We start from the raw sequence: 14630 nt of genomic DNA on the forward strand, positions 1-14630 counted from the left end.
GCCGTGCGCGTCACCCTGGGCCCGAAGGGCCGCAACGTCGTCCTGTCGAAGTCGTGGGGGGCGCCGACGATCACCAACGACGGCGTGTCCATCGCCAAGGAGATCGACCTCGAGGACCCCTACGAGAAGATCGGCGCCGAGCTCGTCAAGGAGGTCGCCAAGAAGACCGACGACGTCGCCGGTGACGGCACCACCACCGCGACCGTCCTCGCCTGGTCGATGGTCCGCCACGGCCTGCGCAACGTGGCCGCCGGCGCCAACCCGATGTCGCTCAAGAAGGGCATCGAGGCCGCCGTCGAGGCCGCCGTCGAGAGCCTGAAGGACATCGCCAAGGACACCGACTCCAAGGAGCAGATCGCCCAGGTCGCCGCCATCTCGGCCAACGACCAGGAGATCGGCGAGAAGATCGCCGAGGCCATCGACAAGGTGGGCAAGGACGGCGTCATCACCGTCGAGGAGTCCAACACCTTCGGCCTGGAGATGGACCTGGTCGAGGGCATGCGCTTCGACAAGGGCTACATCTCCCCCTACTTCGTCACCGACACCGACCGCATGGAGGCCGTCCTCGACGACGCCGTGGTCCTCCTGGTGTCGTCCAAGATCACCGCCGTGCGCGACCTGGTCCCCGTCCTCGAGAAGATCATGCAGGGCGGTCGCCCGCTGGTCATCGTGGCCGAGGACATCGAGGGCGAGGCCCTGGCCACGCTGGTGGTCAACAAGATCCGGGGCACGTTCAAGTCGGTGGCGGTCAAGGCCCCCGGCTTCGGCGAGCGCCGCAAGGCCATGCTGGCCGACATCGCCATCCTCACCGGCGGCCAGGTCATCTCCGAGGAGGTCGGCCTCAAGCTGGAGAACACCACCCTCGACCTGCTGGGCACGGCCAAGAAGGTCATCGTCAGCAAGGACGAGACCACCATCGTCGAGGGCGGCGGCGACGAGGGCGACATCAAGGGCCGCATCGCCCAGATCAAGGCCGAGATCGACAGCACCGACTCCGACTACGACCGGGAGAAGCTCCAGGAGCGCCTGGCCAAGCTGTCCGGGGGCGTGGCCGTGCTCAAGGTCGGCGCCGCCACCGAGACCGAGCTCAAGGAGAAGAAGCACCGCATCGAGGACGCGGTGTCCACGGCCAAGGCCGCGGTGGAGGAGGGCGTGGTGCCCGGCGGCGGCGTGGCCCTCATCCGCACCCAGTCCGCCATCCTCGACGTGGCCGAGAAGCTCTCGGGCGACGAGGCCACCGGGGCCCGCATCGTGGCCAAGGCCGTCGAGGAGCCGCTCAAGCAGATCGCCCTCAACGCCGGCCTCGAGGGCGGCGTCGTGGTCGAGAAGGTGAAGGGCCTCGAAGGTGGTCACGGCTACAACGCCGGCACCGGCGAGTACGAGGACCTCACCTCCAAGGTCCCCGACGCGGCCAAGGTCACCCGGTCGGCGCTTCAGAACGCGGCGTCCATCGCCGCCCTGTTCCTCACCACCGAGGCCGTCATCGTCGACAAGCCGGCCGAGAGCGGCGCCGGTGGCGGGATGCCCGGCGGCGGTGGCATGGACGACTTCTGATCGTCCCCGCCCGCTGACCGACCGGCCTCGGGCCGGCACCAGCACGACGAAGGGCCGCCCTCTCGGGGGCGGCCCTTCCGCGTCGACCGACCCGGGGGTGGCTCAGGCCGCGTTGCCGCCGGCCTGCATGATGGCGGCGCGGATGCGGGCCACCTCGCCGGCCAGGCGGAGGAGCTCGTCACGGGCGGTCTCCAACTGGCGGGCGGTGGTGGGCCACCCGTCGCGGAAGGCCCGGGCCAGTTGGCCATCCCACACGTCGGGGCGGGACAGGGTCTCGCCGTGGCGGACGATGGTGGCGATGTCGGTGGCCAGCTGGCCGTCGACGGTGGCCCGGAGGCCGTCGACGGCCACCCGGGCCGTCTCGGTGGCGAGGACGCGGTCGCTGCTCATGGGGTCTCTCCTGGGGTGACGGCGGACGACTAAGGCGGACCACGGGTACCCTCGATGTACCTCGACAAACGTCGTGTTCAGTCGGGCTGGGCCACCTGGACGAGCTCCACCTCCCCCCCGGTGCACAGGTAGCCCCGGCCCGGCCCCAGAGCGGTGGTGGCCCGCCGGGGCAGTCGCACGTCCAGCAGGTCGCCGTCGAGGTCCACGTCGGGCTGGAGCAGCAGGCCGACGCGGCTGGCCCGGACCAGCCGGGCCCAGTGCGACCACAGCCCCCGCAGCGCGTCGGCCCGCCCGGCTGCCACCACCACGACATCGGGCCGGGCCAGGACGTCGGGCAGGACCCCGCCCTCCGGGTCGACCCCCTCCATGTCGTCGACCAGCAGCAGCAGGGGCGGCCCGACCGGCTCCCGGTCGAGGAGGGCGGGCAGCGCGTCGGCCACGGCGCCGGGCGACAGGCGCGGGCCCAGGGCGCCGTCGTCCCCCAGCGTCGAACGCGGCCCGGCCACCACCGCCGTACGCCACCCGGCGGCCCGGGCCACGGTGCCGGCCACGGCCAGCACCGTGGTGCGGCCGGAGCGGGCCGGCCCGGCCACCAGGGCGTGCTCGCCCTCGTACAGGGTCAGGCCGGCCGGCCCGAGGGTGCGCTCACCGATCCCGACGGTCAGGAGCCGGGGAACGGTGGCGAGGCGGGTGGCGCCGGCCACCTCGGCCACCGCCACGGCGCGGGGGAGCGCACCGACCGGGACCGGAGGGTGGCACCGGGGTCCACCGGCGTGGCGGGCGGCCACCGCCGCCACCTCGGCCTCGACCCCGCCGGCCGGACGGGCCACCTGGACCTCGACGGCCCGGCCGGCGGCCACGGCCCGGCCGGGTACGAAGGCGGGCAGGTCGGCGCGGCGGAACCCGGCCTGGGCGTGGTCGAGGTCGTCGGCCAGGCGGAACAGCAGCTGCTGGCGCACCACCCCCCGGAGCGGCGCCGGTAGGTCACCGGGCCGGTCACCGGCCACCGCCAGGTGCAGGCCCAGCTCCGGACCCTCGGCGAAGGCGCGGGCGAAGCCGTCCACGACGACGCCGGAGGACTCCTCCCACTCGGCCAGTAGGGGGCCGATGCCGTCGACCAGCACCAGCACGCGAGGGGCGTCGGGACCGGTGGGGCCCCGCCGGCGGCGGTCCAGCTCGGCCCGGAGCCAGGCCACCAGGCGGGCCTGGCGCTCGCCGTCGCCCGGGCCGACCACGGCGCCGGTGTGGGGCAGGCCGTCCAGCGCCCCGAGGACCCCGGTCCCCATGTCCAGCGCGTACAGGTGCAGGTCGTCGGGCCCCGTGCCCCGGGCCGCGGCCAGGGCCAGGGACAACAGCGCGGTGGTGGTGCCGCTGCCCGGGAGCCCGGCCAGCAGGAGGTGGCCGTCGGCCGGGCGCCACCCGAAGGGCACCTGGGCCTGGTCGTCGGGCCGGTCGGCCAGGGCGAAGGCGACCTCGGCCCCGGCGGAGCCGAAGGGGGCGGCGGGCCCGGCCGCGGCCGCCACCTCGGCCAGGTCGACCTGGGCCGGCAGCGGGCCCAGGCACGGCCGCCGGGGGAGGGGGCGGCCCGAGGCGGCGTGGGCCCGGCGGCACGCCTCGACCAGGCGGGCCAGGTCCGACGGGCCGTCCGGTCGATCCTGGTGCTCTTCGCCGCCCGGGGCCGGCTCCGCACCCCGGAAGGGGCGCACCTCCACCGGGCCCCGCCGGCCGACCGGTGCCGGGCCGGTGCCGAGGGCGGCCTGGAAGGCCACCACCTCCCCGGGCCCGAAGCGCACCAGGGCCCGGCCCGGCCGGCCCCGGGGGAGACGGGCCGCGCCGGGGCCGTCGATGACGTCGTGGGAGTCGGCGGCGTCCTGGACCCGGAGGGCGATGCGCAGGGCGGTGTTGGCCCGGATGCTCTCGCTGACCGCCCCACTGGGCCGCTGGGTGGCCAGCACCAGGTGCACCCCCAGCGACCGGCCCCGCTGGGCCACCCCGACCAGTGACTCCACGAAGTCCGGCAGCTCGGCCCGCAGGGTGGCGAACTCGTCGACCACCACCACCAGCCGGGGGAGGGGCGGCCCGGTGGTGCCGGCCAGGCGCCGGTGGGCGGCCAGGTCGGCGGCCCCGGCGGCCCGGAGGACCCGCTCGCGATGGCGCAGCTCGGCCTCCAGCGAGCGCAGCGCCCGCTGGGCCAGGTGGGTGTCGAGGTCGGTGACCAGGCCGACGACGTGGGGGAGGTGGGCGCATTGGTCGAAGGCGCTGCCGCCCTTGAAGTCGACCAGCAGGAACGTGCAGCGCTCCGGTGGGGCGCCGGCGGCCAGGCCGGCCACCAGCGAGCGCAGGAGCTCGGACTTGCCGGCGCCGGTGGTCCCGGCCACCAGCGCGTGGGGCCCGTCACCCACCAGGTCGAGGGCCAGGGCCCCGTCGGCGGCCACCCCCACCGGGGCGACCAGCGCCGGGTCGGAGCCACCTTCCTCCCACCGCCGGGCCACCGCCGCCGGCTCCGGCGGGTCGAGGCCGAGGAGGGGCAGGAGGGCGACGGCGGGCGGGAGGTCGGCGCCGGCCCCGGCCTGTTCCGGGTCGTCGAACCGGGCCAGGCCCCGGGCCGCCCGCCGGGCCGTGGCCTCGGAGATCCCACCGGCCAGCGCGCCGGGCACCACGGTCCCGTCCCGGAGGCGGTGGACCCGGGCCGTGCCGTCGCCGTCCTGCACCTCGATCACCACGGTGCAGGCGGCCGGCAACCGGTCCTCGGTGCTCGCCACCACCACGCCGGCCACCGGCCCGGCCCCACCTCGCAGGACGGCTCGCACCGGCGCCCGGCGCCCTTCGGTGAGGGCCTCGTCGTCCACCACCACCAGCGTGGCGGACCCCGCTCCGTCCCGGTCGGGCGGCAGCCGATGGGCCGGTCCGTCGTCGACGGCCTCGGCCCGGGCCCGGCACCAGGCCTCGGCGCCGGCCGGGTCGGCGGCCAGGAGGCGGCGCCCCGACCCGGCCGGGTCCCGGGTGTGGGGCAGCCACTTGGCCCAGTCCCAGTCGCCGGCCGTCCCGGGGCCGGCCAGCACCAGCACCGGCAGGTCGGCCGGGCCGTGGAGGACGGCGGCCTGCACCACCAGAGCCCGGGCCACGGCCAGGGCCGCCGGCCGGGGGCCGACCACGCCGACCACGCCGTTGCCGTCCAGGTCGACCACGACGGGCGCCTCGACCAGCCGGCTGGCGGCCTCCAGGACGGCGCGCACCTCCTCGGTCCGGCCCCGCGGGTCACCGGCCACCGGCAGGACCCACCGGTCGGCGCCGATCCCGACCCGCAGGCGGAGCCAGTCGTGGTGACCGGGCCGGCGCTCCCACAACCGGGTGGACGGGCCCTCGACCCGGCGCAGGAGCTCGGCCGGGTCGGGCACCTCGTCAGCCCGCCGGCACCGTTCGGCCTCGGCCCGGACGGCGAGGGTTCGGGCCAGCCCGTCGAGGTCGCGCCGGTAGCGGGCCGCCTCCCGCCGGCGCCCTCGCCGCCCCCGCCGCCGGCCGTCGAGGGCGGAGGCCACCGCCGTCACCGGCCCCAGGAGGGCCAGGGCGGCGTAGAGGACCTGACCGGTGATGGCCACCATCGCTCCGGCGGCCACCATCGAGGCGACGATGGACAGGGCCCCGACCCCCGTGGGCCCGGCCTCCTCCCGGGGCGGGACGGGGAGCGCCACCGGCTCGGCCGGCGGGGGCGGGGCCGGCCGGGGTGGCCGGTTGAACGGCACCGTGGGCCCGCCCCGCAACCCACCGCTCCCGCTCCCGCTCCCGAGACCGCTGGCCCGGTCGTCGGTGATCGGCGGCCGCACCACCACCTGGACCGCGCCCAGGCGGACGACGGCCCCGGGCCGGATCGGGGTGGGAGTGGTGGCCGCCCGCCCGTCGACCCACGTGCCGTTGTGGGACCCGGCGTCGGTGACGGTGGCGGTGCCGTCGGGACCCACGTCCAGCCGGGCGTGGTGGCCCGACACGGTGTCGTGGCTGACGACCACGTCCTGGGAGGACCGGCCCACGCTCCACCAGCCCGGCCCCACCGCGGTGCGAGATCCCGTGTCGAGCCCGCCCACCACCGCCACCTCGGCCTGCGTCCCGAGGCTGACGGGCTCGAGGGGAGGCCCCAGCGCCATCCCGTGGGCGGCCGTGCCGCCTTCCCCCGAGCCGGCAGCCCCACCGTTGGCGGCAGGGGTCGGGCCCGGCGACGGCGCGGGGACCAGGCGGACGACGGCGCCGGAGCGGAGGCCGGACCGGTCCAGGCGGCGGTGCCGGGCCACCACCTCGCCGTCGACCTCCAGGTCGAGGCCCGGGCCCGGTGGCACCCTGGCCGCCGCAGCCAGGGCCGCCACCAGGTGGCCCACCGTGGCGTCGGGGTCGTGGACGGCCACGTCCAGCTCGAGGTGGTGCCCGCCGTGGGCCAGGACGATCTGCATGACCGGCCCTCCTACCCCTCGCCCCCGGGCGCCGACCCCGCGCCGGGCCGCCCGACGACGGGGGCCGGGCCGGGGCCTGCCGGTAGGGTCGGACCGTGACCGAGCCGCTCGTCCCCCAGGTCGGCCAGGGCGTCCTGCACCTGTTCTGGAAGCGGCCCGGCCCGGCCGACCCCCCGGTCGACGCGGCCGCGGTGGCCGCCGCGGTGAAGGCGGCCGAGTCCGACGGGGTCCAGGTGGTGCCGGTGGCGCTGCTGGGCCACAAGGCCGACCTGGCCACCATGGCGCTGGGGCCGGACCTGTGGCGCCTCCGGGCGGTGCAGACCGACCTGGCCGCCGCCGGCCTGGTGCTGGCCGACTCCTACGTGTCGCTCACCGAGCTGTCGGAGTACGCCCAGGGCGTGCCCGAGGAGCTGCGCCAGGCCCGGCTGTGGCCCCAGCTCCCGCCGGAGGGCAAGCGGGCCTGGTGCTTCTACCCCATGTCGAAGCGCCGGTGGGTCGGGGCCAACTGGTTCACCCTGCCCTATGACGAGCGCAAGGAGCTCATGTACGAGCACGGCGGCTCGGGCCGGAAGTTCGCGGGCCGGGTGCTCCAGGTGGTCACCGGCTCCACCGGGGTCGACGACTTCGAGTGGGGGGTCACGTTGTTCGCCGTGCACCCCGACGACCTGAAGGAGGTCGTCTACACCATGCGCTACGACACCGCCTCGGCCCTCTACGGCGAGTTCGGCACCTTCTACACCGGCATGGTCGGCTCCCTCGACGAGGTCCTCTCCCAGGTCGGCCTGGCCTGAGGGGTTGCGGACGGCGATGGCATAGGTCAGAATCTTGACCAATGAGCACGGTGCCGTTCTCCGAGGCCAAGAGCCACCTGTCGGAGCTGGCCGATCGTGTCGAGGGTGAGCGGGATCGCGTCGTGGTGACGCGGCACGGGCGGCCTTCGTTCGTCCTGGTCCACCCCGACTACCTCGACTCGCTCGAGGAGACGCTGGCCATCCTCGAGGACGCCGAGGTGGCGGCCAGCCTGGACGCTTCCCGCCAGGAGGCTGCGGCCGGCCTGGCCGCCCCCCTCGCCCTCCCCTGAGCGACGGGATCAGGTCGTGGCCGAAGAGGAGGCGTACCGCGTCCTCGCCACCCCCGAGGCCCGGCGGCACCTCGACCGGCTGCCGGAGAAGATCCACCATGCGGCCCTGGCCCTGATCCACGGTCCCCTGGCTCACGACCCCCGACGGGTCGGCAAGCCCCTCGTCGGGGAACTGGCCGGGCTGCGGTCGGCGCGCCGGGCCGACTACCGGGTGATCTACGAGATCGACGATGCGGCGCGGACGGTCACCGTCCACCGGGTCCAGCACCGCCGTCACGCCTACCGGTCGCGCTGATCCTGGCGGAGTGGGTGGGCCAGTGAGACGCACGACACGCCGGCGCCGCCGGTCCTAGGCTGCGGCGCCTGTGACCAGCCCGGGTCCCGTCGCCACCCCCGTCACCGAGCTCGGCCCGCCGGCCGGTCCGGGGGCGCGGCTCGGCCGGGGCGCCGCCCTGGCCCTGGCCGGCCTGGTCGCGGTGCTGGCCGTGCTGACCTCCGGAGCCGGCCCGGCGGGCGCCGGCGCCGAGGCCGCAGGCGGCGCCCCGCCCCGGCAGGCGGAGGAGGAGCGGCTGGGGACGATGGGAGGGCGGGTGTTCGTGGAGGAGGGGGCCGAGGATCGGCCGGTGGCCGGGGTGACCCTGGTCGTCCGCCGGGGGTCCACCGTCGTCACCGAGGAGACCACCGACGCCGAGGGGCAGTGGGAGGCCGAGGTCCCGGTGGGCACCTACACCGTCACCCTGGACCAGGAGACGCTGCCCGACGGTGTGGACCTGCGGGACGAGGACCGGGGCACCCTGGGGCCCGAGCGGGTGGGCCCCAACCTGCGCCGCACCTTCGCCTTCCCCCTCGGTGAGCGGGTGATCGGGCCGTCCTTCGCCGACCGCTTCGGTGATCGCCTGGGGGCGGGGGTGCGGGTCGGGCTCATCGTGGGCATGGCCGCCATCGGCCTTTCCCTGGTGTTCGGCGTGACCGGCCTGGTGAACTTCGCCCACGGCGAGCTGGTGACCTTCGGGGCCCTGGTCGTCTACTTCCTCAGCTCGGCCCGGGGCGGTGTGCCTCAGCTCTCGCTGGTGGTGGCCAGCGTGCTCACCGTGGCCTGCGGGCTGCTCCTGGGCGCGGCCCTGGAGGGCGGCGTGTTCGGGCCGTTGCGCCGCCGGGGCACCGGCAACGTGGCCCTCATCGTGTTCACCATCGGCATGTCGCTGCTGCTGCGGTACACGTACCTGGTCGTCTTCGACAACAACCCGCGGCCGCTGCGCCAGTACGCCACCCAGCGGGCCGTCTTCCTGGGCCTGGCCCCCAAGGACCTGGTGGTGTGCGCGGTGGCCGTCGTGGCCATGGTCGGGGTGGGCCTGTTGCTCCAGGGCACCCGCCTGGGCACGGCCATGCGGGCCGTGGCCGACGACCGGGACCTGGCCGAGTCCTCCGGCATCGACGTGCGCCGCATCATCCTGGCGGTGTGGGCGGTGGGGACCGGCCTGGCCGCCCTGGGCGGGGTGCTGTTCGCGGTGGCCGAGCAGGTGGACTGGGACCTGGGCTATCAGCAGCTCCTGCTGATGTTCGCGGCGGTGGTGCTCGGCGGCCTGGGCAGCGCCTACGGGGCCATGGTGGGCGGCATGATCGTGGGCCTGGCCTCCGAGGTCAGCACCCTGTGGATCCCCAACGACTTCAAGACCGCGGTGTCCCTCGGCGTGCTCGTGGTGGTGCTCCTGCTGCGGCCCCAGGGCGTCCTCGGCGTGCGGGAGCGGTTGGGGTGAGCAGCACGGCCGCCCTCGTGGTCGCCGGGGTGGGCGACATGGATTGGCCCAAGGTCGGCACCGACGCCGTCCGCTCCGCCTTCGGGGTGCCGGCCGCGGTCTACGCCCTGGCCGCGGTGGGCCTCAACGTGCAGTACGGCTACACCGGCCTGCTGAACTTCGGCCACGTCGGCTTCCTGCTGGTGGGGGCGTACGGCACGGCCATCTCCGTCGACCAGGGCGCGCCCCTGTGGCTCGGGGTCCTGGTCGGGATCCTGGCCAGCGTGGTGCTGGCCCTGGTGCTGGGCGTCCCCACCCTCCGCCTGCGGGCCGACTACCTGGCCGTGGTCACCATCGCCGCGGCCGAGATCCTCCGCTACACCGTGTTGTCGCGCTCGTTCCAGCCCACCACCGGCGGGACCCAGGGGCTGAAGGGCTTCGCCGAGCCGTTCTATCGGGTCAACCCCATCCCCAGCGGGCGCTACGGCCCGGGGTCGATCACCTTCAACCACCGCCAGCTGTGGCTGATGGTGGTGGCCTGGGGCCTGGTCGCCCTGTTCACCGTGCTGCTGTGGCTGGCGGCCCGGGCGCCGTGGGGCCGGGTCATGCGGTCCATCCGGGAGGACGAGGACGCGGCCCGCAGCCTGGGCAAGAGCGTCTTCTCCTACAAGCTCCAGAGCCTGGTGCTGGGCGGGGTCATCGGCGCCCTGGCCGGCATGGTCACCGCCTTCGACGGCTCCTACGTCAACCCCTCGTACTTCCTGGCCGTCACCACCTTCTACTGCTACACGGTGATCATCCTCGGGGGCCGGGGCCACGCCCTGGCGCCCGTCGTGGGGGCCGTCCTGTTCTGGTTCCTGTTCCAGGGCCTCGACACCACGCTGCGGGAGGCCATCTCCAGCGACGTCATCTCCTCGTCGACCATCGCCCCCACCGACATCGGCGCCGTCCAGAACGCGGTGGTGGGCCTGGCCCTGATGCTCCTGGTGGTGCTGGTGCCCCAGGGCATCTTCGGCAACAAGAAGGAGCTGATGGTCGATGAGCGCTGAGGCCGCGGCCACCGCTCTGGCCGGCGTGGCGGCCACCCCCGGCGTGGCCAAGCCCGACCCGATCCTGGTGGCCGACGGCGTGCAGCGCCGCTTCGGTGGCCTGGTGGCCGTGGACGTCGAGCACCTGGAGGTGCAGCGGGGCACCATCACCGCCCTCATCGGGCCCAACGGTGCCGGCAAGACCACGTTCTTCAACCTGCTCACCGGCTTCGACCGGGGTGGCGAGGGGCGGTGCACCTTCGACGGCCGGGACGTGACCCGCACCCCTCCCCATCGCCGGGCCCAGCAGGGCATGGTCCGCACCTTCCAGTTGACCAAGGCCCTGGCCCGCCTGACCGTGCTGGACAACGTGCGCCTGGCCGCCCCGGCCCAGCCCGGCGAGCGGCTGTGGTCGGCGGTGCTGCCCTTCACCTGGTCGGGCCGTGAGGTCGAGGTGACGGCCAAGGCCGAGAGCCTGCTGGAGCGGTTCAAGCTGGCCGCCCTGCGCGACGAGTACGCCGGCAACCTCTCCGGTGGGCAGCGCAAGCTGCTGGACATGGCCCGGGCCCTGATGGTCGACCCCCGGCTGGTGATGCTGGACGAGCCCATGGCCGGCGTGAACCCGGCCCTCACCCAGTCGCTGCTCGGCCACGTCACCGCCCTGCGGGACGAGGGCACCACCGTGGTCTTCGTGGAGCACGACATGGACGTGGTCATGTCCATCTCCGACTGGGTGGTGTGCCTGGCCGAGGGCCGGGTCATCGCCGAGGGGCCGCCCCGGGCCATCGCCTCGAACCCGGCGGTGATCGACGCCTACCTGGGCGGCCACCACGGTGAGGAGGCCGTCCCCGACCCGGCGCTGGCCACCGAGGTGCAGCCGGGATGAGCGACGACGCCCTGCTCGACGCCCGGGACCTGGTGGCCGGCTACGTCCCCGGGGTCGACATCCTGCGGGGTTGCTCCCTGCGGGCCGCCGACGGCGAGGTGGTGGGCATCATCGGCCCCAACGGGGCCGGCAAGTCCACCCTGGTCAAGGTGCTGTTCGGGCTGGTGCCGGTGCGCTCCGGGGCGGTGGTGCTGCGAGGGGCCGACATCACCCGCCTGCCGGCTCACGCCCTGGTCCAGCAGGGGGTGGGCTACGTGCCCCAGGTCCGCAACGTGTTCACCTCCCTCACCGTGGAGGAGAATCTGCGCATGGGCCTGTACCTGGCCCCCCGGCGCTTCGCCGAGCGCTTCGACGCGGTGGCCGCTCTGTTCCCCCGGCTGGGGGAGCGGCGGCGGCAGCGGGCCGGGGCCCTGTCGGGGGGCGAGCGCCAGATGCTGGCCATGGGCCGGGCCCTGATGATGGAGCCGTCGGTGTTGCTGCTGGACGAGCCGTCGGCCGGGCTGTCGCCGTCCAACCAGGACGAGGTGTTCGTGCGGGTGCGCCAGATCAACCGGACCGGCGTGACGGTGGTGATGGTGGAACAGAACGCCCGCCGCTGCCTTCAGGTGTGCGACCGGGCCTACGTGCTGGACCAGGGCACCAACGCCCACACCGGCTCGGGCGACGAGCTGCTCCACGACCCCAAGGTCATCGAGCTCTACCTCGGCTCCCTGGCCCAGGCCTAGGCCCTCCGGCGCGGCGCGGCGGGCGGGGCGCGGCGAGGGCCGCCCCCCGGTGGGGAGCGGCCCTCGGTCGAGGATCAGGTCGGCCGGGTCAGGTCAGAGGTCTTCCTCGCTGATGGCGATCTGGGTCTCGGCGTCCTCGGTGGCCACCCCGCCTTCGGCGTCGAAGGCCCACACGTCGTAGACGCCGGCCGTCGGCTCCAGCAGGCCGTTGAAGTCCAGGGCCCCGGAGGCACCGTCGTAGTCGAAGTCCTCCCCGGCGTCGAGCAGCTCCTTGCACGAGGCCCAGGAGTCGCACTTCTCGCCGCCGGCCACCACGTCGGCCACCTCGGCCACGATCTTGTCGCCCTCGTCGGTGCCGGCGGCCTCGGCCGCCAGGGCCAGGATCATGGTGCAGTCGTAGTAGTAGGACGAGAAGATCGGGTCGACCCCGGTCTCCTCGTAGGTGGCGATGAACGGGCTCTCGACCCCGCCGGGGGCCGAGGACGGGGCCGTGCCCCGGATGCCCTCGACCACCGAGGGGTCCTCGGCGTCGACCTTGGTGTAGAGCTCGCCCGACTGGAGCCCATCCGCGGTGTAGAGGGCCAGGTCGGCGGGGCCGGCGCCAGCGGTGATGAGGGCGCTCAGCACCTTGCCGCCGTCGTCGGGGAAGCCGATGAGGACCACGGCGTCGGAGCCGGCGTCGGCGATGGTCTGGGCCTCGGTGTCGAAGCTGCCGGCGTCGGGGTTGTAGGCCACGGTCTCGTCGACGTCCACGCCGTTGGAGGCGAAGCGGCTCTCCAGCGAGTCGGCGAAGCCGGTGCCGTAGGAGTCGTTGCGCACGATCAGGCTCACCGAGGTGTTGCCGTCGCTGGTGACCAGGTCGGCCAGGGCCGGACCCTGCAAGGTGTCGGGGGGAGCGGTCCGGAGGAAGTAGCCGCCGTCGTCGCCGTCCTGCTGGAGCTGCGTGAGCTCGTAGGAGGTGGCCGACCCGGAGCAGGTCGGGATGCCCGCCGCCGCGATCTTGTCGAACACGCCCACCACCACGCTGGAGCCAGCCGGTCCCAGGATCACGTCGACCTTGTCGCTCTCGGAGAGCCGGTCGAAGCCGTTGCTGGCCCGCTGCGGGTCGGTGCCATCGTCGGCGCTGGCGGTGACCACGTCCTGGCCGAACACGCCGCCGCCGGCGTTGATCTCCTCGATGGCCAGGTCGATGGGCGTGCGCAGCGACTCGACGATGGCGGCCAGGTCACCGGACTCGGGCAGCAGGGTGCCCAGCTTCAGCACGTTGTCGACGTTGCCCCGGTCCGAGGCCGGGGCGGTGGCGGCCGGCGGGGCCTCGGTGGTGGTCGATCCGTCGGCCGCCGTGGTCGTGCTCTCGCCCGACTGGCCCGCGTCGGTGCTGGGCTCGTCGTCGTCCCCGCAGCCGGCGGCCACGAAGGCGAAGACGGTGAGCAGCGACAGGAGCTTCATGAGGGTCGTGCGACGTCGCATGGGGGATGCGTCCTTCCGTCGGGGGTGTGACGTCCGTCATGGACGAGGCCGAGTGTAGGCAATCGCTGCCGGGCCCGCTCGGCGGCGGCCCGGGTCAGGCGGGGTGGCCGGGAACCGAGATGTCGACCGGCGTCCAGGTCGGGAAGGCCAGGTGGTCGACCCCGAGGTGGGCCACGATCCGGCCCCGGGCCGCCAACTGGTCGAGGCAGGGCCGGGCCACGTCGTGGCCCCCGGCCATCAGCACGTAGTCGGCCACGCTCAGCAGGATGGGCCCGTCGTCGGCGTCGCCGGCCCGCAGCACGGCCTCGACCTCCAGCGTGGGCCGGCACGGGTGCTGGGGGTCGACCAGGACGCAGTGGTAGACGACGCCCTCGAACACCGACAGGGCCCGGATCCTCACCGCCGGCCCCGCCGGCGGGTCGGGATGGGCGCGGGGTGCTCCACGGCGACCATCCTGGCAGGGTGGACCCCCGGCCGGCACCTGACGACCCCGGCGACGCCGCCGCCCTGCGGGCCCACGCCACCGCCCTGGCCGACGCGGTGGAGGCGGCCCTCCCGGGCTGGGTGGAGCGGGGCGTGACGGCGCGCCTGGCCGAGGCCGGCCGCCCCGTGCCCGAGGCGGTGGCCGAGGCCGCCCACCGGGCCGGCCAGGAGGCCAGGGCCGAGGCCGGCGCGGCGGTGCGGGCCCTGCTGGCCCGGGACGTCGACGACCAGCCCACCGGGCCCCTGGCCCTGCTGCGGGGGGCGGCCCGGTACCCGACCGCGGTGCTGGCCGCAGCGGGCGTCCCCCCCGTGGCCCGCGACGAGGTCGACCGGCGGCTCCACCCCGACGACGTCTACGCCCTGGGCCCGGCCTCGTTCCGCGACGTCCACCCCGACCTGCACGAGCCCGGCCTGGTGTGGGGGGCGGCCAAGGCCCACGTGGTGCTGGCCCGCCGCCGGCGGGAGGGCCGGCGATGACCGCGGCCCGCCACGTGGTGGCCGTCGTCCCCGACCTGATGGACCGCTCCCGCCTGCGGGCGGACGGCGTGGAGGTGACCGTGGTGCCTCCGGGGCGCCTGGCCGACGCGGTGGGCGGCGCCCGACCGGTCGACCTGGTCGTGGTGGACCTGTCGCGCCCCGGCGCTGTCGAGGCGGTGTCGGGCCTGGGGGTGCCGGTGGTCGGCTTCGCCCCCCACGTCGACGACACGCTGCTGGCCGCGGCGCGGGCGGCCGGGATCGAGGCGCTGCCCCGCTCGACCTTCTTCCGCCGCTGGCCGGCCGTCGGCCCCGCCGGGGACTGATCCGGGCGCGACGGAGGGCGGGCCCGTGCGGACCC

14 protein-coding genes are annotated in these 14630 nt (G+C 75.3%); 10 read left to right on the forward strand and 4 right to left on the reverse strand.

Translation table 11 applies throughout. The features are described 5' to 3' along the window. On the forward strand, window positions 1-1554 hold a 1554-nt coding region (groL, locus tag VEW93_00635), incomplete at its 5' end, for a chaperonin GroEL (GenBank protein ID HYI60289.1). Window positions 1555-1656: 102 nt separating this feature from the next. Here the strand turns inward: groL and VEW93_00640 are convergent. Together VEW93_00640 and VEW93_00645 are read right to left on the reverse strand one after the other, a co-directional pair. After that, window positions 1657-1944, reverse strand: a complete 288-nt coding sequence (locus tag VEW93_00640) for a hypothetical protein (protein HYI60290.1) — start codon at window positions 1942-1944, stop codon at window positions 1657-1659. 77 nt (window positions 1945-2021) lie between these two features. Then, window positions 2022-6386, reverse strand: coding sequence for an FtsK/SpoIIIE domain-containing protein (locus VEW93_00645; GenBank protein ID HYI60291.1), 4365 nt, complete (start codon window positions 6384-6386; stop codon window positions 2022-2024). 95 nt (window positions 6387-6481) lie between these two features. On the opposite strand from VEW93_00645, the gene VEW93_00650 reads away from it, so the two are divergent. From VEW93_00650 to VEW93_00680, 7 genes are all read left to right on the forward strand, one after another. After that, the gene (locus tag VEW93_00650) at window positions 6482-7177 is read left to right on the forward strand and encodes a chlorite dismutase family protein (GenBank protein ID HYI60292.1); all 696 of its coding nucleotides are present in this window, start codon (window positions 6482-6484) and stop codon (window positions 7175-7177) included. 41 nt (window positions 7178-7218) lie between these two features. After that, entirely contained in the window at window positions 7219-7467 is a 249-nt protein-coding gene (locus tag VEW93_00655) for a type II toxin-antitoxin system Phd/YefM family antitoxin (protein ID HYI60293.1), read from the forward strand. Between the two features lie 16 nt (window positions 7468-7483). Further along, complete coding sequence (locus VEW93_00660) at window positions 7484-7762, forward strand: type II toxin-antitoxin system RelE/ParE family toxin (protein ID HYI60294.1); 279 nt, start codon at window positions 7484-7486, stop codon at window positions 7760-7762. A gap of 70 nt (window positions 7763-7832) precedes the next feature. Next, the gene (locus VEW93_00665; protein HYI60295.1) at window positions 7833-9224 is read left to right on the forward strand and encodes a branched-chain amino acid ABC transporter permease; all 1392 of its coding nucleotides are present in this window, start codon (window positions 7833-7835) and stop codon (window positions 9222-9224) included. Next, window positions 9221-10252, forward strand: a complete 1032-nt coding sequence (locus tag VEW93_00670) for a branched-chain amino acid ABC transporter permease (protein HYI60296.1) — start codon at window positions 9221-9223, stop codon at window positions 10250-10252. The genes VEW93_00665 and VEW93_00670 overlap by 4 nt, the downstream gene beginning before the upstream one ends. Beyond that, window positions 10242-11117, forward strand: a complete 876-nt coding sequence (locus tag VEW93_00675; protein ID HYI60297.1) for an ABC transporter ATP-binding protein — start codon at window positions 10242-10244, stop codon at window positions 11115-11117. The genes VEW93_00670 and VEW93_00675 overlap by 11 nt, the downstream gene beginning before the upstream one ends. Then, complete coding sequence (locus VEW93_00680) at window positions 11114-11842, forward strand: ABC transporter ATP-binding protein (GenBank protein ID HYI60298.1); 729 nt, start codon at window positions 11114-11116, stop codon at window positions 11840-11842. Before VEW93_00675 ends, VEW93_00680 begins: the two co-directional genes overlap by 4 nt. Before the next feature lie 93 nt (window positions 11843-11935). Here VEW93_00680 and VEW93_00685 read toward each other — a convergent pair whose 3' ends face one another. After that, complete coding sequence (locus VEW93_00685) at window positions 11936-13312, reverse strand: ABC transporter substrate-binding protein (protein ID HYI60299.1); 1377 nt, start codon at window positions 13310-13312, stop codon at window positions 11936-11938. A gap of 94 nt (window positions 13313-13406) precedes the next feature. After that, window positions 13407-13712: a hypothetical protein gene (locus tag VEW93_00690; GenBank protein ID HYI60300.1), complete on the reverse strand. Its 306-nt coding sequence runs from the start codon at window positions 13710-13712 to the stop codon at window positions 13407-13409. 62 nt (window positions 13713-13774) lie between these two features. Here VEW93_00690 and VEW93_00695 point away from each other — a divergent pair, with 62 nt between their 5' ends. Next, window positions 13775-14272 (forward strand): hypothetical protein, encoded by a 498-nt coding sequence (locus VEW93_00695; protein HYI60301.1) that lies wholly within the window; start codon window positions 13775-13777, stop codon window positions 14270-14272. Further along, window positions 14269-14595 carry a hypothetical protein gene (locus VEW93_00700; protein HYI60302.1) on the forward strand — a complete coding sequence of 109 codons (327 nt, stop codon included), beginning with the start codon at window positions 14269-14271 and terminating at the stop codon, window positions 14593-14595. The genes VEW93_00695 and VEW93_00700 overlap by 4 nt, the downstream gene beginning before the upstream one ends. The last annotated feature ends 35 nt before the right edge of the window (window positions 14596-14630 follow it).

The sequence above is a fragment of the Acidimicrobiales bacterium genome, assembly GCA_035630295.1.
Taxonomy (GTDB): domain Bacteria; phylum Actinomycetota; class Acidimicrobiia; order Acidimicrobiales; family Iamiaceae; genus Iamia.

What these genes read in the sequence shown, in the direction of transcription:
- VEW93_00640 (HYI60290.1), bottom strand. Translation starts at nt 1,944, where the DNA reads ATGAGCAGCGACCGCGTCCTCGCCACCGAGACGGCCCGGGTGGCCGTC.
- VEW93_00645 (HYI60291.1), bottom strand. Translation starts at nt 6,386, where the DNA reads ATGCAGATCGTCCTGGCCCACGGCGGGCACCACCTCGAGCTGGACGTG.
- VEW93_00655 (HYI60293.1), top strand. Translation starts at nt 7,219, where the DNA reads ATGAGCACGGTGCCGTTCTCCGAGGCCAAGAGCCACCTGTCGGAGCTG.
- VEW93_00675 (HYI60297.1), top strand. Translation starts at nt 10,242, where the DNA reads ATGAGCGCTGAGGCCGCGGCCACCGCTCTGGCCGGCGTGGCGGCCACC.
- VEW93_00680 (HYI60298.1), top strand. Translation starts at nt 11,114, where the DNA reads ATGAGCGACGACGCCCTGCTCGACGCCCGGGACCTGGTGGCCGGCTAC.
- VEW93_00685 (HYI60299.1), bottom strand. Translation starts at nt 13,312, where the DNA reads ATGCGACGTCGCACGACCCTCATGAAGCTCCTGTCGCTGCTCACCGTC.
- VEW93_00700 (HYI60302.1), top strand. Translation starts at nt 14,269, where the DNA reads ATGACCGCGGCCCGCCACGTGGTGGCCGTCGTCCCCGACCTGATGGAC.